23 protein-coding genes are annotated in these 19452 nt (G+C 53.6%); 6 read left to right on the top strand and 17 right to left on the bottom strand.

Translation table 11 applies throughout. From position 1 onward, the window contains the following. Nucleotides 1–8 precede the first annotated feature (8 nt). From DG046_RS04590 to murJ, 4 genes are all read right to left on the bottom strand, one after another. On the bottom strand, nucleotides 9–437 hold the full coding sequence (locus tag DG046_RS04590) for a DUF3021 domain-containing protein (protein WP_108831378.1): 429 nt from the start codon (nucleotides 435–437) through the stop codon (nucleotides 9–11). 10 nt (nucleotides 438–447) lie between these two features. Then, on the bottom strand, nucleotides 448–888 hold the full coding sequence (locus DG046_RS04585; RefSeq protein ID WP_108831377.1) for a LytTR family DNA-binding domain-containing protein: 441 nt from the start codon (nucleotides 886–888) through the stop codon (nucleotides 448–450). A 117-nt stretch (nucleotides 889–1005) separates the two neighbouring features. Further along, entirely contained in the window at nucleotides 1006–1311 is a 306-nt protein-coding gene (locus tag DG046_RS04580; RefSeq protein ID WP_108831376.1) for a hypothetical protein, read from the bottom strand. A gap of 14 nt (nucleotides 1312–1325) precedes the next feature. After that, entirely contained in the window at nucleotides 1326–2888 is a 1563-nt protein-coding gene (gene murJ, locus DG046_RS04575) for a murein biosynthesis integral membrane protein MurJ (protein WP_108831375.1), read from the bottom strand. Nucleotides 2889–2986: 98 nt separating this feature from the next. Here murJ and DG046_RS04570 point away from each other — a divergent pair, with 98 nt between their 5' ends. Both DG046_RS04570 and DG046_RS04565 read left to right on the top strand, forming a co-directional pair. Next, nucleotides 2987–3874: an N-acetylmuramoyl-L-alanine amidase family protein gene (locus tag DG046_RS04570; RefSeq protein ID WP_159082062.1), complete on the top strand. Its 888-nt coding sequence runs from the start codon at nucleotides 2987–2989 to the stop codon at nucleotides 3872–3874. A 10-nt stretch (nucleotides 3875–3884) separates the two neighbouring features. Beyond that, a complete protein-coding gene (locus DG046_RS04565; RefSeq protein WP_108831373.1) occupies nucleotides 3885–4679 on the top strand; it encodes an AIM24 family protein in 795 nt (264 codons plus the stop codon). A gap of 40 nt (nucleotides 4680–4719) precedes the next feature. On the opposite strand, the gene DG046_RS04560 is transcribed toward DG046_RS04565, so the two are convergent. The 7 genes from DG046_RS04560 to sufC all read right to left on the bottom strand — a co-directional run bounded on the left by DG046_RS04560 (nucleotide 4720) and on the right by sufC (nucleotide 11965). Beyond that, nucleotides 4720–6348, bottom strand: coding sequence for a DUF1343 domain-containing protein (locus DG046_RS04560; protein WP_199909581.1), 1629 nt, complete (start codon nucleotides 6346–6348; stop codon nucleotides 4720–4722). Between the two features lie 111 nt (nucleotides 6349–6459). Further along, the gene (locus tag DG046_RS04555; protein WP_108831372.1) at nucleotides 6460–6954 is read right to left on the bottom strand and encodes a MarR family winged helix-turn-helix transcriptional regulator; all 495 of its coding nucleotides are present in this window, start codon (nucleotides 6952–6954) and stop codon (nucleotides 6460–6462) included. A gap of 200 nt (nucleotides 6955–7154) precedes the next feature. Continuing rightward, the gene (sufU, locus tag DG046_RS04550) at nucleotides 7155–7580 is read right to left on the bottom strand and encodes a Fe-S cluster assembly sulfur transfer protein SufU (protein ID WP_108831371.1); all 426 of its coding nucleotides are present in this window, start codon (nucleotides 7578–7580) and stop codon (nucleotides 7155–7157) included. Beyond that, nucleotides 7567–8814 (bottom strand): aminotransferase class V-fold PLP-dependent enzyme, encoded by a 1248-nt coding sequence (locus DG046_RS04545; RefSeq protein ID WP_108831370.1) that lies wholly within the window; start codon nucleotides 8812–8814, stop codon nucleotides 7567–7569. Before DG046_RS04545 ends, sufU begins: the two co-directional genes overlap by 14 nt. Next, complete coding sequence (locus tag DG046_RS04540) at nucleotides 8801–9820, bottom strand: SufB/SufD family protein (protein ID WP_108831369.1); 1020 nt, start codon at nucleotides 9818–9820, stop codon at nucleotides 8801–8803. The genes DG046_RS04545 and DG046_RS04540 overlap by 14 nt, the downstream gene beginning before the upstream one ends. Further along, nucleotides 9820–11226: a Fe-S cluster assembly protein SufB gene (sufB, locus tag DG046_RS04535; protein ID WP_108831368.1), complete on the bottom strand. Its 1407-nt coding sequence runs from the start codon at nucleotides 11224–11226 to the stop codon at nucleotides 9820–9822. The genes DG046_RS04540 and sufB overlap by 1 nt, the downstream gene beginning before the upstream one ends. Continuing rightward, nucleotides 11219–11965, bottom strand: coding sequence for a Fe-S cluster assembly ATPase SufC (sufC, locus tag DG046_RS04530; RefSeq protein WP_108831367.1), 747 nt, complete (start codon nucleotides 11963–11965; stop codon nucleotides 11219–11221). Before sufC ends, sufB begins: the two co-directional genes overlap by 8 nt. A gap of 116 nt (nucleotides 11966–12081) precedes the next feature. On the opposite strand from sufC, the gene mutY reads away from it, so the two are divergent. Genes mutY through DG046_RS04515 form a run of 3 tightly spaced genes read left to right on the top strand, consistent with a single transcriptional unit; the run spans nucleotide 12082 to nucleotide 14294 of the window. Further along, nucleotides 12082–13110 carry an A/G-specific adenine glycosylase gene (mutY, locus tag DG046_RS04525; protein WP_159082061.1) on the top strand — a complete coding sequence of 343 codons (1029 nt, stop codon included), beginning with the start codon at nucleotides 12082–12084 and terminating at the stop codon, nucleotides 13108–13110. Beyond that, nucleotides 13097–13639, top strand: a complete 543-nt coding sequence (locus DG046_RS04520) for an NUDIX hydrolase (RefSeq protein ID WP_108831365.1) — start codon at nucleotides 13097–13099, stop codon at nucleotides 13637–13639. The genes mutY and DG046_RS04520 overlap by 14 nt, the downstream gene beginning before the upstream one ends. Then, nucleotides 13629–14294, top strand: coding sequence for a YoaK family protein (locus DG046_RS04515; protein WP_108831364.1), 666 nt, complete (start codon nucleotides 13629–13631; stop codon nucleotides 14292–14294). The genes DG046_RS04520 and DG046_RS04515 overlap by 11 nt, the downstream gene beginning before the upstream one ends. A 41-nt stretch (nucleotides 14295–14335) precedes the next feature. Here the strand turns inward: DG046_RS04515 and DG046_RS04510 are convergent, their stop codons facing one another. Beyond that, nucleotides 14336–14689, bottom strand: a complete 354-nt coding sequence (locus DG046_RS04510) for an arsenate reductase family protein (protein ID WP_108831363.1) — start codon at nucleotides 14687–14689, stop codon at nucleotides 14336–14338. A 30-nt stretch (nucleotides 14690–14719) separates the two neighbouring features. On the opposite strand from DG046_RS04510, the gene DG046_RS04505 reads away from it, so the two are divergent. Then, complete coding sequence (locus tag DG046_RS04505) at nucleotides 14720–15400, top strand: thermonuclease family protein (protein WP_108831362.1); 681 nt, start codon at nucleotides 14720–14722, stop codon at nucleotides 15398–15400. Between the two features lie 112 nt (nucleotides 15401–15512). Here DG046_RS04505 and DG046_RS04500 read toward each other — a convergent pair whose 3' ends face one another. Genes DG046_RS04500 through DG046_RS04480 form a run of 5 tightly spaced genes read right to left on the bottom strand, consistent with a single transcriptional unit; the run spans nucleotide 15513 to nucleotide 19398 of the window. Continuing rightward, nucleotides 15513–16367, bottom strand: coding sequence for a diacylglycerol/lipid kinase family protein (locus DG046_RS04500; RefSeq protein WP_108831361.1), 855 nt, complete (start codon nucleotides 16365–16367; stop codon nucleotides 15513–15515). Continuing rightward, entirely contained in the window at nucleotides 16364–16951 is a 588-nt protein-coding gene (locus DG046_RS04495) for a cyclodeaminase/cyclohydrolase family protein (protein ID WP_159082060.1), read from the bottom strand. Before DG046_RS04495 ends, DG046_RS04500 begins: the two co-directional genes overlap by 4 nt. Then, nucleotides 16948–17820 carry a PhzF family phenazine biosynthesis protein gene (locus DG046_RS04490; protein WP_108831359.1) on the bottom strand — a complete coding sequence of 291 codons (873 nt, stop codon included), beginning with the start codon at nucleotides 17818–17820 and terminating at the stop codon, nucleotides 16948–16950. The genes DG046_RS04495 and DG046_RS04490 overlap by 4 nt, the downstream gene beginning before the upstream one ends. Further along, entirely contained in the window at nucleotides 17813–18649 is an 837-nt protein-coding gene (locus tag DG046_RS04485) for a ParB/RepB/Spo0J family partition protein (RefSeq protein ID WP_108831358.1), read from the bottom strand. The genes DG046_RS04490 and DG046_RS04485 overlap by 8 nt, the downstream gene beginning before the upstream one ends. Further along, nucleotides 18649–19398, bottom strand: a complete 750-nt coding sequence (locus DG046_RS04480) for a ParA family protein (protein ID WP_108831357.1) — start codon at nucleotides 19396–19398, stop codon at nucleotides 18649–18651. Before DG046_RS04480 ends, DG046_RS04485 begins: the two co-directional genes overlap by 1 nt. Nucleotides 19399–19452: the final 54 nt, after the last annotated feature.

Below are 19452 nucleotides of genomic sequence, written 5' to 3'. Positions count from 1 at the left end.
CGGCGGCTTTATTTCAGCTGTTGATTCATTTTTTCAACCATACGCTTTTCCTTAAAGTAGATGGCGATCCATATGATGAAGTAGATCGCGGCGAAGGAAAGGACAGAATAAAGGACCGAGGTCGGGTCTGTGAACCACCTCAAATAAAATCCCACGAACAGAAAGTAGACGAGGAGGATGAAAAAGTGCAGGCCATGCATGAGGTAGAAGGCGCCCTTCCTGTTGCCGAAAAATTCGCCGCAAAGATAGGACAAAAGGCCGAAGCCGCCGTAGCAGAAACACTGAATGATTTTCGCATAACCGGGAGCGATCGTATCGACAAATTCCGGTACGCCGACGATGTTCATGCCCATCCCGATGGAGATAAAGGCTTCGATAAGGGCGCCGATGCCCACGCCGGCCAAAAACGAGACGACCGCATTTCTTACAATTTTCATAAGACACCTCCTAAAGTCCCAGGGCTTCTTTAAAGCCCCGCAGGTTTCGCCGAGACACATAGACCACGTCGCCGTTTTTCATTTCCACGGCGATGGTTCCCGTAAAACTCAGGTCCAGTTTCTTCACATAATCCAAATTAATCACATCGGATCGGGACACGCGGAGAAAGCGGTGGGCCCTGAGGCGCTCTTCGCAGGCGGAAAGGCTCAGCCTGAGGCGATAAATCTCCCCGCCCGCCACGGCGTAGACGGATTTGTCCTGAGCATAGACTCGCAGGATATCGCCGTAGTCCAGGAGAAAGACCTCTTCTTCCTTCAGCCCCACCAGCTTTTCGATGGCCGCCGTATTTAATGCCTCTCGTATTTTTTCCACTTCTTCCGTCATGGTCCGGGTGTAAATTTTCACCGACGGCTGCTCGTAGGCATCGTCCAGAATAATTTCGACCTTCATGTCGCACCTCCTATGCTTAGAGTAAATGACGGGGCGAATAATTGCCGCTGTTTTCCGACAAGCGGTGTGTTTTTCCTTCCCGGCGGTACAAAAAACGGCACCCGCAGGTGCCGCAATTTATATTTCCATGATGCCGTTGGCCACGAAGAGCCGTGTTATGCCGAGAATTTTTTCCGCGTCGATGATGATGCAGTCCCCCTCCACTTGGGTGTAGTAGGGGTAGTAAATGGCCACGCCGCGATCTTCGCATTTTTTGTAGACGACGGGATCTTTTTTCGGCAGGCCCTTGGACACGGTGGCGCTCATGACATCGGCCACGCCGCAACAGGCCATGTCCGGCGTGTCCACAGAGACGGCGGTGAGGTTTTTCTTTTTCACATAGGCCATGGCGGCGTCGGTTAAGCGGGCGCTTGTAGCTTTCATGGGAATCCTTTCTGTTACGCGATTTTTTTCTTCAAAAACTTAATGGCCACGATCTTTTTAATGTCCTTTACTTCCTTAAGGCCCAATAGGTCCAGGATAAAGAAGTAGAGAAGGGCCGAAAGCCCAACGGTCAGGGTGAAGAGAAGGAGTTTGATGCCGTTACCCACATTGCCTAAAAGGGCGATGCCGCCGAAATAGAAGTAGTAGGCGAAGGCCGCCATAATGACCGAGGCGATAACGGTTTTTATGGTGATCTTTACATAGCTCCGCATGCCGATGTGGCCGATTTTCTTTCTCAGCATGGTGAAGGAGAACCAGGTGACCACGGTTTGGGCGATGGACACGGAAAGTGCCAGGCCGTTGATGCCCATGGTGCGCACCAAAATCAGATTGCAGCCTACGTTAAAGAGCACATTGACCACGCCGAGATAGAAGGGCGTCTTCGTGTCTTCCAAACTGTAAAAGACCCGGTTCTGCACATTGTTTACGGAAATGGACACGAGGGCCAAGGTGTAGAAGCGGAGGCAGATCGCCGTGGCGTCGGCGTCGGCCTGGGTGAAGACCCCCCGCATAAAGGCCAGCTCCACAATGGGCTGAGCCAAAACGATGAGCCCTGCCATGGCGGGAATGGTGATGAGGAGCACGGAGCGCACGGAACCGTTCATGATCCGCTTGCCCTTTTCCATTTCGCCTTCGTCGAAGGCCTTGCTCATGGCGGGATAGATGACCGAGGTTATGGCCGTAATAAAGATCCCGATGACCAACACGTTCAGCTTGTTGGCGTAGTCCAGGCGGCTCATGGAGCCGGAGGCGAGACCTGAGGCCAGGGCCCGGTTGACCAAGGTGTTGATGTTGTTGACGCTGACCGTAATAATGGCGGGGATGGCCAAGAGCAGGGTCTGCTTCGTGTGCTCGTCTTTTAAATCCAGCATGGGCTGAAAGCGGTAGCCCACCCGGTGGGAGCCGTACCAGACGCAAATGTATTCCGCCACCACGGCGAGGACGGAGACGATTGTGAGCCCGTAGATGCCGAATTTCGTGGAGAAGATCAAAAGATAGGCCAGATACACCAAGTTCAGCCAAATAGGCACCGACGCGGCGATGCCGAAGCGGTTGTGGAAGTGCAAATAGCCGGTGAAAATCCCCTCGTAGGCGGAAAAGACGATGACGGGCATGCCCAGTTGAATGAGCTGCACCGTGAGGGCCTTCGTTCGCGGATCAAAACGCGGGCCCACGAGCATAGTCAGAAGGGGCGCCCCCACAATGCCTAAAATCATGATTAAAATCGTAAGCAGACTTACGATTGAAAAGATATTGTTTGTAAATTTATGCTTGCCTTCTTCGCCGTATCTGGAATAGACGGACTGCAAGCTCGGGATAAAGACGGTACTGATCCCCATGACGATGTACATACTCACCGTCGATGTAGCCGATTGGGCGGCGACGAACGCGTCTTTTTCAAAACCCGCCCCGAATATGGCGGCCACCATGGACTCACGGACGAAGCCCATCATTTTTCCGATAAGGGAAAATAAGATAATGAGCACCGTGGATTTGGCGATGGATGTCTTCTTCATACTGCCTCCTTACAAAGCTACATTATACCAAATAGAGGGGTGAGGAACTCAAAAGTTTTCCAAAGATCTGTGGTAAAATGGGACAAAAGGAGCGATGTATGAGAAAATGGATCATCGGCGCCCTCCTTCTCCTTCTGGTGACGGCCGCGGGCCTGAAAATTTATGCCGCAAAAACCGAAGCGGAGCTTATCCACCAGGTAAGGCTTGATGCGATGCGGCGCGAAGAAAGACAGGAAGCGCGGAAAAAAGAAGCGGCGAAGAAAATTCCGCCGCAGAACACAAAAAATGAAATGCCGCAAGCCGCCACAGAAACACCGGCCGAAAAGGCAAATGAGGCGAAGGCGCAGGTGCCCGCGGGAACAGGCCCCATCGTGGCCATCGACGCCGGCCATCAGGCCCGGGGCAATCCCGAAAAAGAAACCACCGCCCCCTCGTCGAATCAAATGAAGGCGAAGGTGGCTGACGGCACCCTAGGCGTGGCCACGGGCATAGGCGAATACGAATTTAATCTGAATTTCAGTCGCTGTCTGAAGCAGAAGCTTGAATCGGCGGGCTACCGCGTGGTCATGATTCGCGATTCCAACGACGTGAATCTTTCCAATCAGGAGCGGGCGGCCATAGCCAACGCCTCCGGCGCTCAAGTGTACCTGCGGATTCACGCCAACGGCGGGCCGAAGGCGGTCGCGGGCATCGAGACTTACTACCCGTCGAAGAACAATCCCGACGTGGGCCATTTAAGCGACGCCTCCATGCAATTGTCGGAGCTGATATTAAGCGAAATGGCCGCCTCCACCTCGGCCAAGCCCCGAGGCGCCATCGCAAGAGACGACTTAACGGGCACGAATTTCGCCCAAATGCCCACTAGCCTCATCGAGTGCGGCTATATGTCCAATCCCGAGGAAGACAAAAAACTCAACGATCCGAGCTACCAAGAGGCCATGGCCATTGGCATATTGCGGGCCCTGGATCGCTATTTCCAAAGATAAAGGAGCGACTATGTTTACCATTCATAATTTTACCGACAACGACGACATTCGCATCGTGGAAGAAAAAGGGCCCTTTCAAGTGCTGGAATACAAGCGAGACCTTTCCCTGCGCAGGGAAGAAGCCATGGAGGCCTACTTCGCCTCGCAAATGAACGTAAGAAAGCGGCAAGTGTACTGCGATCTTTCCAAGGGCGATGTCACCATCCAACCCGGCGCCATGCAGTGGATGCTGGGGGATGTGAAGGCCACCACGGGGATCAAGGGCGCCAAAGACTTTTTCGGCAAGGCCGTAAAGGGCGGCCTCTCCGGCGAAAGCGCCATTAAGCCGGAATACACGGGCACGGGCAGGCTTTGCCTCGAGCCCACGGATGTGTACGTTCTTCTGGAAGACCTCACCGATTGGAACGGCGCCATCATTTTAAAAGACGGCCTCTTTATGGCCTGTGACGGAAAACTCGAGCAAAAAATCGTGGCCCGCACCAATGTGTCTTCCGCTTTCGGCGGCATGGGCCTGTTTAATCTGAGCTTAAAGGGCGAAGGCGTCGTGTGCCTGGAATCCCCCGTGCCGAGAGAAGAGCTCATCGTCATCGATCTCGTGGACGACGTGCTGAAGATCGACGGCAATTTGGCCCTGGCCTGGTCCAACAGCCTGGAATTTACCGTGGAGCGAAGCGGCAAGAGCTTGGTCGGCTCCGCGGCAAGCGGCGAAGGCCTGGTCAATGCCTATCGCGGCACGGGCCGGGTGATTATGGCCCCGGTGAAGGACGTGCGCCGACAATTGCAAGATGCCGTGAAAAACGATTGACGCCATGTAAAAAGCCTCCGATAAATTTCGGAGGCTTCTTTTATTTGTAAAGTAAATAAGGTTCTCTTTGGGCCTTAAAGGCGTTCACGTCTTTTTCGTAGGCCTTCACGATGGTTTCGGGAGACGCGCCGGCCCTGAAGAGGCGGGCGATTTCTTCCGATCCCTGGACGAGATAGAACATGGAGTAGGGCTTTTTGCAGGCGGGCACGTTGATGGGCCGCATTTGATTGGCCACGGCCAGGGTGTAGATCCCCGTGCGGGCCGGATTAAATGTGTGCCAGTCCGTGACCTTGAGGCGCACGCCGCCCCTTTTGCCTTTCGGCGCGGGAGTGAAGGTGACGCCGGGCAGATTGGCCCCGTTGAGCCGGCTGGCATATTCATTGGAATTGATGTTTCTGCCGCCGACCCAGCGGAAGTATTCCCCTTGGCCGATGCCGGTTTCCTCGCCGCTTCCCGTGGCCATGTACAAGAAGGCGCTTTCCAAATTGGGAATGTTCGGGCTCGTTTGGGCAAAGGGCAGGCCCGTGTCTTGCCATACCATGCTCCGGGTCCAATTCTTCATGGGCACGACGGTGAGATCGGCGCCGATTTCCCGATTAAAGAACTGCCCCAATTCGCCTGCGGTCATGCCGTGGGCCATGGGCATTTTGTCGATGCCCACAAAGGATTTGAAGCGGGTTTCTCTCAGGAAACCTTCCACTATTTCCCCGCCCAGGGGATTGGGCCGGTCCAAAACCACGATGGGAATGTTGTTTTCCTTCGCCGCGACCATGGCGTTTTGCAGGGTGGAAATGTAGGTGTAGGTGCGCGAGCCGATGTCCTGCATGTCGTAGACCAAGACGTCCACGCCCTTCAGCATATCCCGAGAGGGCTTTCTCGTCGGGCCGTAGAGGCTGTAAACGGGCAGATTCATCTTCTTGTCGAAGTAGCTCGCCACATAGGCCCCGGCGGTCTGCTTGCCGTCGAGGCCGTGTTCCGGGCTGTAAAGGGCCACGAGTTTCGCATTGGGATAGGCCTTGATCTTTTCCGCCACGGGGACGCCATTGGCATCCACACCCGTTTGATTGGTAATGAGGCCCACCCGCTTGTTGTCGATTAAATTGTTATACTCCGTAAAGAGCCGCTCGTTGCCTAATATGACGCGGCCTTGAGGTTCAATCGGCGTCGGTTTCGGTGCGGGGGCCGGCCCTTTTGTGGTGATCACCGCTTCGTTTCTCGCCTTGTCATAGCTTACGTCGAAGCCTAAAATGGCGCCGACGCTTCTGAGGCGGAAGTAGTTGTAGCCGCGAACATTAAAGGCATTTTCCACGAGTTCCGCGGGATGCTCCCCGATGACCGTGAGCCGCATTTGTTGCGAGACGCCACGCTCCACGGCGCCGCCGGTTTGATCGCCGGGGATGGGGGTGTAGGTCTTCGTGCAATCCACGACGATCTCTTTGTTATCGCCTTTCAGATCGAAGTCCACCTTGCCCCTTAAGGCCTGCGCCAAATCCCTGAGGCGGTAGTAATTGTAGCCGCCCACATTGTAGCCCCTGAGATTCGTGAGTTCTCCGTCGATTCGAAGGGCCTGCGGACTTTTCACCGCCCGCACCCCTTGGGCGTGGGCCGCCGTGGGAAGCAGCATGGCAAAAATAAGTAAAAAAACGCTGAGTTTGAAAAATTTCTTCATGTCCTCTCCTTTCTCCCTCTATTATAATTCATGACGGAAAAAATTCTCCCCCAACTTCGCGATGACATGGATTTGACACAATTAAAAAACCTCCGCAAAAGCGGAGGCCTCTTACTCTTCGTTTGGTTGTCGGCAGGGCGGCAGTTCTTTTCTGCGAATGGCCTTCACATCCTCCGACTCGTTGAGCAATTTGTTGATGTTTTCCATGCTCTTTAAGAGAAAGCGCATGTCCCCGTCCGTGAGATAGTCGCCCAATTTGTCGATAAAGGGCGCCACAATGCCTCGAAATTCCCCGATGTAGTCCTCGCCCTGTTTCGTGAGATAGATATTCACGATGCGGCTGTCCGCCTCCGAGCGCTTGCGGTAGACGAAGCCTTTTTCCTCGAGCACGGTACAGATCTTGGAAATGTTGCCGTGATCCCGGCGCAGGGACTTGGCGATGGAGCGAATGGAGGTGTCCTCCAACGCGTCCACCTGGCCCATGACGAGAAATTGCAATTGTGTAAGTTCATAGGTTTTAGAAAAGTAGTCCGTTAAGGCGATTTTTGTATCCGACGCGTCCTTGATTAAATTCCAATAGGACCATAAAAATTCTCTGGATTCCATATGTGCCTCCTCGTGTCCTTTACGTCGTCAGCCCGAAAGAGTTTGTTTCTAATCGTTTCCTATTATAAGTAGTAATCTAGATTATACCACATAATCCGCCGAATGATTACAATATTTGTTTTTTCTTTTCGTTTTTTCTATATTTCTGTCGTTTTTCAGTCTATTTTATAAAAAAACAGAGCCGCACGAGGCGGCTCAAATTATTTTTCCAGAATATTTTTTAAAGTGTACCAGGGAAGCACGGCGCATTTCACCCGGGCGGGCAGTTTGGAAATGCCCTCGAATGCCATGGCGTCTTCCAGTGCGTCTTCTTCCTCTTCCGTGAGGGAGACGCCTTTGATCATGCCGATAAAGGTGTCGGCCAGGTGTACGGCTTCATCCCGCGTCTTTCCACGCACCGTGTCGATCATAATGGAGGTGGAAGCTTGGGAGATGGCGCAGCCTTCGCCGGTGTAGGACAGGTCTTTCAGTACGTCGCCGTCCATTTTTATCTGCAGGGTAATTTCGTCGCCGCAGCTCGGATTGTGGCCCAGCTCTTTATAGTCCGGGTTTTCCAAATCCCCTCTGTTGTGCTGTGAGCGGGATTCTTCCATAATGAGCGTGGTGTAAATTTCATCGAGTGCCAAGGCCCATCAACCTCCTTACTTCGTCGAGATTCTTAATAAAGTAGTCCACTTCTTCGATGGTGTTGTAGACGGCAAAGCTTGCCCGGCAGGAGAAGTGAATGCCGAAGCTTCTGTGCAGGGGTTGGGCGCAGTGGTGACCGCTGCGAATGGCGATGCCCTTGGAATCCAAGATGGATGCCACGTCGTGGGGGTGGACGTCTTTGAAATTAAAGGTAATGAGCCCGCCTCTCGGGTTGGTCGGCCGCGAGAGAATGGTGATGTCGTCCATTTGGCTCATGGCATCATAAGCGTAGTCCACGAGGTAGCTTTCGTATTCGTGGATCTTGTCGAGACCGATGGCGTTTAAATAGTCGATGGCCACGGGTAAACTCGATGCGGCGCCTACGTCTTGGGTGCCGGCTTCAAAGCGTCCGGGAGCATTCAGGAAGGTGGAGTGATCTTCGTAGACGTACTCGATCATGTCGCCGCCGTACATATAGGGCTTCATGGCGTTTAAATTGTCGAGCTTGCCGTAGAGGACCCCTGCGCCCATGGCCGCCAGCATTTTGTGGCCGCTGAAGACGTAGAAGTCGCAGTCCAGATCCTTTACATCCACGGGCATGTGGGGTGCCGCTTGGGCGCCGTCCACGACGGCCTTGGCTTCGGGGCTCACTTTTCTCAAGTGGGCGATCATGGCCTTCACATCGGGCATGGTTCCCAAAACATTGGAAGATTGGGTAATGGCCAATAGCTTGGTCTTGGCCGTGATCTTTTCTTCGATTTCTTTTTTCGGAATCTCTTTGTTTTCGTCGATGTAGAGATACACGAGTTTCGCGCCGGTTTTTTCCGCCACGTACTGCCAGGTGACGAGATTGGCGTGGTGTTCCATAATGGACAGGACGATTTCGTCGCCTTCTTTGAGGTTTTCAAGGCCCCAGCAGTAGGCGAGAAGGTTCAGCCCTTCCGTGGCGTTCCTGGTAAAGACGATTTCTTCCACGCTGTTTGCGCCGATAAAGTTTTTCCCCGCTTCCCGGGCGCCTTCGTAGACTTCCGTGGCCGCCATGGACAGGCGGTGGGCGCCGCGGTGGGGCCCGCCGTTTTCATAGCTGTAATAGCGGTTCATGGCTTCGATGACTTGTCTCGGTTTTTGCGTCGTGGCCGCCGAATCTAAATAGACCAGCGGTTTTTCTTTCGTAGACAGTTCCAGGAAGGGAAAGTCTTTGCGGATTTCTCTGATTTCACTACTTTGCAACATGATGGCGCCTCCCCATAATCCGTTCCAATTCCTCGTAAATGGCCTTGCGTTCGTCTTCGTAAATCACCGCGTCGATAACCGGTGCGAATTTCGCATCGATAATCATGCGCTCCGCCGTCTCGGTATCGAAGCCGCGGGTGAGGAAGTAGTAGAGCATGTCCTGATCCAGCTTCCCGGCGCTGGCGGCGTGATTGCCTTCCACGTCGTCTTCGTGACTCAACAGGGCCGGCACGGAAAGGCTCCGGGCCGTGGAGTCCAGGAGAATGGCGAATTCTTCTTCGTTGCCCCGGCTGTGTTTGGATCCTTCCAAAAAGTCGATGCGGCTCTTAAAGACTTTGTAGGCATTGTCCATAAGGGCACCGTCCACGACGAGGTTCGAGGTGGTGTCGATTCCTTCGTGAATCATGTCGTAAACCAAATCGTAAGATTGGCTGCCTTTTCCGAGATAGATGGATTGAATATTGCCGAGGGCGTTTTCGCCCTTCAAATAGCATTTCACATTGCTGGTTTCATCGCCGTCTCCCATGTGGAAGATGTAGCAATCAAGTTTCGCTCCTTCTTCGACGATGGCGCCGAGAGAAAGGTAGTTGGCCACTTCGCTCTCGTCCATGTTGACGAAATATAAGCGGGCTACTGCCTTTTTCTTTACGTGAATGCGCACGAGGGCAGAGCGATAGCCGCCTGTCTTTTTTGATGCGAAATAACCGGTAAAGTGGGCATTTTCCGCTACATCGAAATCTAAGGTGACGATTTCGTCCTCGTCGCCGTCCAGTCTGTTGACGCCGAGATCTTTCGTGCACGTAATATTATATCGCTTGGCGATCGTGGAGTTCATGTCATGATGTTCCACCATTTCTTTGCTGATGCCGTAATCGTAATTTTTAAAGACTTCGGCAGCGGAAGCTTGTTCGTCGCCTTTTATCTCGCTTCCTTCAACTTCTACTTCATTTACATTTAAATAGGAGTAGGTTTTATAATCTAATATATTTCCCTTGTGTGCCTTCATTAGCCGATGCTCCCTTCTAATTCCAAGGAGATGAGGTTGTTCATCTCGACGGCGTATTCCAGGGGCAGTTCCTTGGCGATTGGATCGGCGAAGCCCCGAACCACCGTGGCCCGCGCTTCTTCCTCGGGAATGCCGCGAGTCATAAGGTAGAAGATGACCTCGTCGGAAATGCGGCCGATTTTTGCCTCGTGACCGAAGTCCACGTCCCGGTTGTTAATGTCGATGGCGGGAATCGTGTCCTGACGACTCAAATCATCGAGCATGAGGGATTCGCAGGAGACGGTGGATTTCGTGTGCTTGGCACCCTCCGCCACTTTTACGAGTCCGCGGTAGACGCCGATACCGCCGCCTTTGGAAATGGATTTCGATTGAATGGAGCTCTTGGTGTCGTTGGCCGCGTGAATAACTTGGGCGCCGGTGTCGATGTTTTGTCCGGCCCCGGCAAAGCTGATGCCGGTGTATTCGTTTTGTGCGCCGTCCCCGGCCAGGACGCTCATGGGATAGAGCATGCTCACCTTGGAGCCGAAGGAGCCGGAGACCCATTGGATCTTTCCGTTTTTGCCGACGATGGCCCGCTTGGTGTTTAGGTTGTACATATTTCTCGACCAGTTTTCGATGGTGGAATAGCGCAGGGTGGCGTCGTCTTTGACGAAGAGCTCAACGGCCCCGGCGTGCAGGTTCAGTGCGTTGTATTTCGGCGCGGAGCAGCCTTCGATAAAGTGGCACTTGGCGCCTTTTTCGATGATGATCAAGGTGTGCTCGAACTGCCCGGCCCCCGGCGCGTTTAAGCGGAAGTAGGACTGCAGAGGCACGTCCACATCCACGCCTTCGGGGACGTAGACGAAGCTGCCGCCGCTCCATACGGCGTAGTGCAGGGCGGCGTATTTGTGCAGGCTCGGGTTAATGCACTTGCCGAAGTATTCCTTGACGATGTCTTCGTATTCGTGCAGACCCGTTTCGAAGTCCGTGTAAATAACCCCTTGATCCAACAGGTGTTGTTGAATGCTGTGGTAGACCACTTCCGAGTCGTATTGGGCGCCGACGCCTGAGAGCATGGCTTCTTTTTCCGCCTCGGGAATGCCCAGCTTGTCGAAGGTACTGCGGATTTCTTCGGGCACGTCGTTCCAGTCGGCGGCCAAATCTGCGTCGGGACGAATGTAGGTGATGACCTTGTCCATGTCCACTTCCGACAGATCCGGTCCCCAGCTCGGGTTTTCCTTTTCGTTAAAGATCTTTAAGGCTTCCAGACGCTTTTCCAGCATCCAGGCCGGTTCGTTTTTTTCGGCGGAAATTTGGCGCACGATGGATTCGTTTAAGCCCTGTTCCGTCTTTTTTCGATAGGTGAAGGGATTTCTCTCGTCGTAAATCCCCCGGTCCATGTCTTGAATTTCTGTCTTCTTACGCATGTTGCTCATCCTTAATCCAGCCGAAGCCTTCTTCTTCGATGCGGTCGATGATTTCGTCGCCGCCTTCGGTGACGATGCGACCGTTGTTAATGACGTGAACGAAATCCGGGTGGATTTCCTTCAGAATTTCCCTATGGTGCGTAATGATGATGGCGGATTTTTCGCCGTCCAGGTATTCCTTTAAGCCGCGGCTTACGGTGGCGACGGCATCCACGTCGAGACCCGAGTCCGTTTCGTCCAAAATGGCGAGCTTGGGATCGAGCATTAAGAGTTGAAGGATTTCCGTCTTTTTCCGTTCCCCGCCGGAGAAGCCCACGTTTAAATAGCGGCTTGCGTATTCCGGCTTCATGTCCAGAAGTTCCATTTTCTTTTCAAGGGCTTTTTTAAACTTCACGATGGAGGTCTTTTCGCCACGAGCCAAGAGGGCTTGGCGAATAAAGTTTTCCACGCTGATCCCCGGAATTTCGTAGGGGGTTTGGAAGCTTAAATACAGGCCGCGACGGGCGCGCTTGTCCGTGGATTCGTCGGAGACGTCTTCACCTTCGAAGTAAATCTTGCCTTCGGTCATGGTGTAGGCAGGGTTGGCCATAATCACATTGGCCAGGGTGGATTTCCCGCTGCCGTTGGGGCCCATAATGACGTGAACTTCGCCTTTGTTGACCTCTAGGTTCATGCCTTTTAAAATTTCTTTTTCACCTGCAGAGGCGCGCACGCCTTCTACTTTTAATAATGCATTCATCTATTCAAACATCCTCCTATATCCGATTATTTCTGTATGATATCCTTTTTAACTATAACATGCTTGGGAAACCCCGTCAATATAGACCTTTCGGGCCTTTTTGTTATAATAGCATCATGTGTATTTCGAGAAAAATTTTAAACTGGTATGCCCCGGATGATCGCGGGCTGCCCTGGCGAAAAACCACGGATCCCTACGCCATTTGGGTCTCTGAAATTATGCTTCAGCAAACCCAGGCGAACACGGTGATTCCCTATTACGAGCGCTTTATGGCGGCCTTTCCCACGGCGAAGGATTTGGCTCAAGCCGGGGAAGAGGCCCTTTTAAAGCATTGGCAGGGCCTGGGGTATTACCGCCGGGCGAAGCATCTAATGGCCGCGGCAAAGATCGTGGCCCGGGAGGGAATGCCCGGGGATTTTCAGGGCTTAAAGGCCCTTCCCGGCATCGGCGATTACACGGCGGCGGCCATTGCATCCATCGCCTACGGCGAGGCGGTGGCGGCGGTGGACGGGAATTTACTTCGCGTCTTCAGCCGCCTCTATATGATCGAAGAATCCGTCGACAAGGCGGCGGGGAAGCGGCAGATCTTTGAGCTGGCCAATGCGGCCATTTCCCGGGAGCGTCCCGGGGATTTTAATCAGGCCATGATGGATCTGGGGAATAAAATCTGCACCCCCACATCACCGGCCTGCGGCGACTGCCCCCTTCGGGAGAATTGCCGCGCTTATATGGAAAACTGCGCCGAGGACTACCCGAGAAGGACGCCGAAGAAGAAGCAGAAAGAAGAGGATGTGACGGTGCTTCTTATCGATCTCGATGGCCGCTTTTTAATCGAGAAGCGCACCGGCGGTCTCTTGGCATCCATGTGGGGCTTTCCCATGGCAGAGGGCCACATTCGGCCGGAGGATGTGATGAAGCTTCTCTCGGAGGCGGATTTCGTCGCGAAAAAACCGGAGAAGGTAGCCGAATACCGCCACGTCTTCAGCCACCGCATATGGAATGTGTGGGTCTATTACGCGCCTGTGGAGGCTCTGTTTGCCGCGGAGGGCGGCCGCACCTGGGCCACAAAAGAAGCGCTGAAAAATACGTACGCCGTACCGTCGGCCTTTTCGCCGGCACTGGAGGTTATTTATGGAATGGATTGAATCCTACGAACCGAAAAATGAAAAAGAAACCGAAGACAGGGAGCATCTGCTGCGCCTGGATCCCTCCCTTATCGCCACGAACCGCGCGGCGCCCTACCACTACACCACCTCGTCCATGGTGGTGGATTTCGAAGCGGACAAGCTCTTAATGATCTATCACCCGATCTACAAATCCTTCTCCTGGCCCGGCGGCCACGTGGAAGAAGGGGAGGCGCTCTTTTACTCGGCCCTTCGTGAGCTTTACGAGGAGACGGGGATTCTTTATGTGAAGCCCCTCTCAGGAGGGCCTCTGGCCATGGAGCTTATGCCCGTGGCGGCCCACCTGCGAAAGGGGGAGCCCGTGGACAGCCACTTCCACATTAATTTCTGCTACGGCTTTGTGGGCCACGAAGACGACACTTTGCTCGAGGTGAAGGACAATCGCAAGTGGGTGCCCATAAGGGAACTGGACACCTTCGTCTCGGAGGCCCATATGCTCCCTCTGTACAAGGAATTAATCGAAAGGATGCGGGGGATTTATGAAGGATAAGACCTGGTCCGAATCCCTGCTCTTCGCCACCTTTCTCACCTTGGCCGGCGGCCTGCAAGACGGCTACTCCTACGCCCTTCGGGGCAAAGTCTTCGTCAACGCCCTCACGGGCAATGTGGTGCTTATGGCCTTTAACTTGGCCGAGGGCAATTTCCCCGCCATGCTCCGCTACTTTATTCAAATCGCAGCCTTCGCCCTCGGAGTCTATGTCTCCGGCCGCATCGCCTTTTCAAAAAAACGGCGCATGGGCCTGCACTTTAAACAGCGTGTCCTCGCCGCGGAGATCGCGATTCTCGTCGTGGTGGGCTTTCTCTCCGGGGAGCTGGACAGTGTGGCAAACAGCATGATGGCTTTCTCCTGCGGCATGCAGGTGAACACCTTCAGAAAATTCGCAGACATTAACGCCGCCACCACCATGTGCGTAGGCAATGTGCGCACGATTATGCACAATTTGGCGGGCTACCACCACACAAAGGACAATGTCCACAAGGAGACGAGCCGCACCGTGCTCTTTATCGTAGGCATCTTTTTCATCGGCGCCTTAATCGGCGGCCTGTGCTTTTCCCTTATGGGCCTGAAGACCATTTGGCTCTCGGCGGCATTTCTCGCCGTGTCCTTTCTTATTCTTCACATGGATCCCGCTATTCGCACCTGATGGATTTTTCCAAATAAAAAAGAGGCGCCGCCGCACCTCAATTACTTCTCCTCTTCGGCCCATTTCTTCCACACATCCGGTGCGTGGCCCAAGACCGCCCGCTTTTTGCTCCGTACGATAGGCAGCTTCATAACGCTCGGGTGATCGATGATGTAGGCCTCTTTGCTTTCATCCGTCGCGTACTTCACATAGGCCAGGCCGTCGGCGTCTTTTGAGTTTTCGTCGATCCAGGCATCCAGGCCGCCGATGGATGATGTAATGGAATCGAACTCGCCCCACGACATTTCCACTTCATTTAAATCAATAAACTGAAATTTAATGCCCCGCTCTTTAAAAAAGCGCTGGGCTTTTTTCGTGTCGTTATTTTTCTTCGTGCCGAAAATTTGAATGGCCATGGCTCTCCTTCTTTCTGTTATACTGAGGGTATGAAACATTTAAACAAACGCTTACGAACATTTTTACTGATTGTACTGGCTCTGGCGGCGTCCTTTACCGCTAAAGAGGGTCTTTCTCCCGCGCCAAGCGCCACGAGCGGCGTCACAGTGAAGCGGGTAGTGGACGGGGACACGCTCATTATCGACGACGGCAAGGACACCCGGGTGCGCCTCATCGGCGTGGACACGCCGGAGACGGTGAAGCCACGGGGCCGGGTGGAGCCTTGGGGAAAAGAGGCCTCGGATTTTTCGAAGAAGGCCCTTACGGGAAAGTCCGTCTATTTGGAATACGACGAAGAAAAAGAGGATCACTACGGCCGCACCCTGGCCTATATTTGGACGGAAGACCCGAGGACCAGCGACAAGCCCAAGGAAGAAATCCTCTTTAACTACCAATTGGTGGCCTCCGGCTACGCCCGGGAGCGGGCCTACGAGCCAAACACGAAGTATCAGGCCATTCTCCACGAAGGAGAGATCGTCGCCATGGATCACGTGCGGGGCATTTGGGCCGTGGAAGGAAAGGAAGGCCCGGCCAAGGGCAATAAAAAGAGCAAGATCTATCATTTGCCCTCGGACAAATCCTACGATAAGGTATCGCCGCAAAATACGGTGATTTTCGAAAACGCCATGGAGGCGGAGCGCGCCGGCTATCAGCGCACCTTCAGCCGCTAGTTGTTTACGGCCCTGTTCTTGTGAACAGGGCTGTTTTTTTGCGGAAATTTTTTCTCGTTCGCTTTCGTCGGAATTTCTTAAAAGAACATATTTTATTAATATAATGATGGATTTACATATTCAGCGGCCCGACATAGAGGAGCTCCTTGGGCAGTATGCCCACTTTCACCGGCCCTTTTTCCCTGAAGTTCTCCCCATCTAAATTGACATTGGCTTCCTCGAGAAGGGTAAATTCCATGGACTGAGCGGATGCGCGAACCATGTCTTTTTTCCAAAGGCGGTCTTTTCCCGCAAAAAGACAGATCAAAAAGGGCAGTATAAATTTCAGTCGGCTCTTGCCCGCTCCGAGAAAGAGGAGCTCTCCGGAAAAGGGGCTCGCCTCGGGAAAGATGGGAAAGCCGCCGCCGTAATAGCCGCCGTTTCCTATGGTAAAGAGGGTCCAGCGCGTGAGGGCGAGGCCTTCTTTTTTTATGGTCACGGGACGATAGGTAAACAGCGTCTTTACCACGCTTAGGGTGTAACTGAAGGGGCCGAAACGCTTCATGCCATCGCTGTTGTTGGCGTTCACATCGGCGTCAAAGCCCACGGAGGCGATGTTGATAAAGTAGCGATCGTTCCACATGGCGAGATCCATGGGGCGAGGCGCCGCTTCTTTCGCTTCTTTTAATATAGTGAACATATCTCCCTTCAGGCCCAGGGATCTGGCGAAGTCGTTGCCGCTTCCCGCCGGCACCACGGTGAGTTTTCGCGCCGCGGTCTTCATCATGGCGTTGACCACGGCAAAGATGGTGCCGTCGCCGCCTACGGCTACGAAGTGATCGTACTCGGCCAAGTCCTTCGCCTCGTAGTCGGATATGGAGCCCTGTGCGATGGCGAAGTCCTCTTTCCACACGCTCTCGGCGGCCGCCTCCGCCTCCCGCCGCTTGTCCTCTGTGAGGCGAGGACTCAGGACGAATAGGGTCTTCATGCCCGGTGAAATGTCCGCACGTCGCCGTGCACCTCGACCATCACCTCGGTCATGGCCTGAATTTTTTCCCGATAAACGCTTTTGGTGGCCTCGTCTTTTAAGGCGGCCACATTGAGCATGGCCGTGTCTTTGGCGCCGTTAAAGGCCGTAAGGGCCAAGTCCGCCGCCATGTAGAGGTCGCTCAGGGCCTCGTCGCCGATAAATTCTTCCTGGGCCTTCAGGGTTTCGACAACGCCCAAAGCCGCTTCCATGGTGGATAGGGGCACGTCGATGGCCCGCTTGTAGCCCTCTTCGATGGCCAGGTTGCGAATTTTTTTCTCTTCCTCCGTGGTCTTTGCCATGCGAAAGGCCTTGAGCACGTCGTCGAAGGAGGTACTGTCATCGTCGATATTTTTTCGGAGTATCTCGGAAAATTCCCCGTAGGCCTCGGCCTGTTCCTCGGCCCCCGAAAGATTCAACACCATGGCGGCGAGGGAGGCGGAGAGGGCGCCGCAAAGGGCGGCGATGGAGCCGCCGCCGGGGACGGAACTCGTGTCCTCGGCTTTTTTAATGTAATCTGTTAAGCTCATATTCGCTAATTTCATATCCGCATAATCCCTTCCATGACGACACATGCTTTGCCGCCCACGTAAACTTTGCCGTCGATTTCATCGAGGACGATCTCCGACGGTCGGCCGATCTCTTCCCCTTGGCAGCAGGTAATTTTTCTACGGGCCAAGCGGTTTTTTTCCTTTAGATAGGCGTACATGGCGCCGCTTGCCGTCCCCGTGCCGGATTCTTCCCAAATGCCCGTGGCGGGAGCGAAATTCCTCTGAACGACGCATCCGTCCCCGTCGTAATAAAAGAGGTGGAAGCATTGGCAGCCGTATTTTTCCGTAAGACGGCCCATGCGCCGGCGCTTCGGCTCCATCTTTTTCAGCACGGTCTTCTCCCTTACGGGAATAACCATGGCCCTTATTCCCCCGTCGATGACGGCGGGCTTTAATTCTGCGTCGAGATCCTCAAGGTCCAGCTTAAAGGCCTCGGCCACTTCCCGGACATCTTCAATTTCTTCCACGAGCTTCATTTTCGGCATCTCGATCTGTACGAAGCTCACTTTTTCTTCATGAAATTGAATTTTCACACGCAGAGCGCCGGCCTTAGTGTACTGGCGAATCTGCACCTCCTCTTCCCGTCCGTCGATGTAGCCAAGCTCCGCCAAGGTCCAAAAGGTCCCCAGGGCCGCGTGGCCGGAGAGGGACACCTCCTTCACCGGAGAAAAGTAGCACACATGGTAAATGTCCGTATCCAATCGGCGAACGCAGGTGGTTTCCGAGTGCTTCAGCTCCCGCGCCGCCTTCATGCATTCCTCATCGGTCATTTTTCCCTCGGTGAGCACCACGCCCGAGGGGTTTCCCACGAAGGAGCGGTCCGTGTAGGCGTCCGCGACGAAATATCTGTATTCCCTAACCATCGATGTCTTCTCCTAAAATAATGTCACAGAGTCGCATTAAATCCGCCTCCGTGTAGTAGTCGATGACGATCTTTCCCTTCTCGTGATTGCCCTTGATCTCCGTCTTCGTGCCCAGGACGTCCATCAGGCTGTTTTCCAAATAGCTGTAATAGCCCTGATGGCTCTTTGCATTATTCGCCTTCTTCTTCGTATTTTCCGTGCTTTCAGCGATGGTTTGGCCCTCGTCCACCATGCGCTTCGCCTGCTTGATCTGCTCCCTGCCATCTTTTACGGAGAGCAGGAGCTTCCCTTGGCTGATGGAGAGCTCTTCTCTACGAAGCATTTCCTTGACCACGGGCTCAAGCTTCAACAGACGCAAGCTGTTGGCGATGTAGGGGCGGGATTTACCCACGAGACCGGCGATTTTTTCCTGGGTGTACTTGTATTTCTTCCTTAATGTTTCGTAGGCTTCGGCCTCTTCCATGGGATTTAAGTCTTCCCGCTGAATGTTTTCGATTAAAGAAATTCGATCGCCTTTTTCCTCGTCCACGTCGATAAAGCGCACGGGCACTTCCTTTAAGCCGGCCTTCTTCGCCGCCCTGAGCCGCCGCTCTCCGGCGATTAAGAGGTATTTGTCCCCGTCTTTTTTAATTAATAGGGGTTGAAGCACGCCCACGGCTTCGATACTTTCCGCCAATTCCTCGATGCTCTCTTCGGAGAAGTGTTTTCTCGGCTGATGGGGATTGGCTTCGATCACATCCACCGCCAAGGTCTCAGCAGTTTTCTCTTCTTCCTGTTGGGGCCCGAAAAAATTATCCAGCCCGCGACCTAAACCCCGTTTCTTTTCCATCAGGACCTCCTCTTTTCAACTTCGTCGGCTAAAGACGCGTAGGCCTTTGCGCCGCGACTGTTTTTGTCGTAATCCATAATGCTCATGCCGTAGGAAGGCGCCTCCGCAAGTCGCACGTTTCTCGGAATCACCGTGGAGAAAACGGCGTCTTTAAAGTAGTTCTTTACCTCTTCCACCACCTGCATACTGAGATTGGTACGGCCGTCGTACATGGTGAGGAGCACGCCCTCGATTTCCAAATCGGGATTAAAGCCGCCCCGCACCAGCTGAATGGATTCCATGAGCTGCGACAGGCCTTCCAAGGCGTAGTATTCGCATTGCACGGGAATCAAAATACCGTCCGCAGCAGTGAGGGCCAAAACGGAAAGAATCCCCAAGGACGGCGGGCAGTCCATGACGATGTAATCGTAGTCCTCCAAATCGGCGATACGATCCTTCAGCACCGTCTGCCAATCGTCCCTTCGGGCAAATTCGATTTCGATCCCCGCCAAACCGGCGCCGGAGGGAATAATAGACAAATTATCCTTCACCTGAACGGCGAAATCGCCCTCGGCACCGAGAAGGTAGTCGTAAATCATTTCCTCACGATCTTTTTCTATATTTAACCCGCTGGTGGCGTTCCCCTGCGGATCCAAATCCAAAATCAACACGCGATGGCCCTTATTTGCCAGGGCATCGGCTAAATTTATTACTGTGGTTGTCTTACCGACGCCGCCTTTTTGATTAAAGACGGCAATGCTTCTCGTCATAATGCCACTCCCTTCTTTCATATAGTATCAAAGCTTCAGACAAATAAAAAGAGC

It is taken from the genome of Aedoeadaptatus coli (assembly GCF_900343085.1).
Taxonomy (GTDB): domain Bacteria; phylum Bacillota; class Clostridia; order Tissierellales; family Peptoniphilaceae; genus Aedoeadaptatus; species Aedoeadaptatus coli.
Note: the sequence above shows the minus strand (reverse complement) of the source record. Positions and strands in the feature narration are given on the sequence as shown.

What these genes read in the sequence shown, in the direction of transcription:
- DG046_RS04590 (WP_108831378.1), bottom strand. Translation starts at nt 437, where the DNA reads ATGAAAATTGTAAGAAATGCGGTCGTCTCGTTTTTGGCCGGCGTGGGC.
- DG046_RS04585 (WP_108831377.1), bottom strand. Translation starts at nt 888, where the DNA reads ATGAAGGTCGAAATTATTCTGGACGATGCCTACGAGCAGCCGTCGGTG.
- DG046_RS04580 (WP_108831376.1), bottom strand. Translation starts at nt 1,311, where the DNA reads ATGAAAGCTACAAGCGCCCGCTTAACCGACGCCGCCATGGCCTATGTG.
- murJ (WP_108831375.1), bottom strand. Translation starts at nt 2,888, where the DNA reads ATGAAGAAGACATCCATCGCCAAATCCACGGTGCTCATTATCTTATTT.
- DG046_RS04570 (WP_159082062.1), top strand. Translation starts at nt 2,987, where the DNA reads ATGAGAAAATGGATCATCGGCGCCCTCCTTCTCCTTCTGGTGACGGCC.
- DG046_RS04565 (WP_108831373.1), top strand. Translation starts at nt 3,885, where the DNA reads ATGTTTACCATTCATAATTTTACCGACAACGACGACATTCGCATCGTG.
- DG046_RS04560 (WP_199909581.1), bottom strand. Translation starts at nt 6,348, where the DNA reads ATGAAGAAATTTTTCAAACTCAGCGTTTTTTTACTTATTTTTGCCATG.
- DG046_RS04555 (WP_108831372.1), bottom strand. Translation starts at nt 6,954, where the DNA reads ATGGAATCCAGAGAATTTTTATGGTCCTATTGGAATTTAATCAAGGAC.
- DG046_RS04545 (WP_108831370.1), bottom strand. Translation starts at nt 8,814, where the DNA reads ATGTTGCAAAGTAGTGAAATCAGAGAAATCCGCAAAGACTTTCCCTTC.
- DG046_RS04540 (WP_108831369.1), bottom strand. Translation starts at nt 9,820, where the DNA reads ATGAAGGCACACAAGGGAAATATATTAGATTATAAAACCTACTCCTAT.
- sufB (WP_108831368.1), bottom strand. Translation starts at nt 11,226, where the DNA reads ATGCGTAAGAAGACAGAAATTCAAGACATGGACCGGGGGATTTACGAC.
- sufC (WP_108831367.1), bottom strand. Translation starts at nt 11,965, where the DNA reads ATGAATGCATTATTAAAAGTAGAAGGCGTGCGCGCCTCTGCAGGTGAA.
- mutY (WP_159082061.1), top strand. Translation starts at nt 12,082, where the DNA reads ATGTGTATTTCGAGAAAAATTTTAAACTGGTATGCCCCGGATGATCGC.
- DG046_RS04520 (WP_108831365.1), top strand. Translation starts at nt 13,097, where the DNA reads ATGGAATGGATTGAATCCTACGAACCGAAAAATGAAAAAGAAACCGAA.
- DG046_RS04515 (WP_108831364.1), top strand. Translation starts at nt 13,629, where the DNA reads ATGAAGGATAAGACCTGGTCCGAATCCCTGCTCTTCGCCACCTTTCTC.
- DG046_RS04510 (WP_108831363.1), bottom strand. Translation starts at nt 14,689, where the DNA reads ATGGCCATTCAAATTTTCGGCACGAAGAAAAATAACGACACGAAAAAA.
- DG046_RS04505 (WP_108831362.1), top strand. Translation starts at nt 14,720, where the DNA reads ATGAAACATTTAAACAAACGCTTACGAACATTTTTACTGATTGTACTG.
- DG046_RS04500 (WP_108831361.1), bottom strand. Translation starts at nt 16,367, where the DNA reads ATGAAGACCCTATTCGTCCTGAGTCCTCGCCTCACAGAGGACAAGCGG.
- DG046_RS04495 (WP_159082060.1), bottom strand. Translation starts at nt 16,951, where the DNA reads ATGAAATTAGCGAATATGAGCTTAACAGATTACATTAAAAAAGCCGAG.
- DG046_RS04490 (WP_108831359.1), bottom strand. Translation starts at nt 17,820, where the DNA reads ATGGTTAGGGAATACAGATATTTCGTCGCGGACGCCTACACGGACCGC.
- DG046_RS04485 (WP_108831358.1), bottom strand. Translation starts at nt 18,649, where the DNA reads ATGGAAAAGAAACGGGGTTTAGGTCGCGGGCTGGATAATTTTTTCGGG.
- DG046_RS04480 (WP_108831357.1), bottom strand. Translation starts at nt 19,398, where the DNA reads ATGACGAGAAGCATTGCCGTCTTTAATCAAAAAGGCGGCGTCGGTAAG.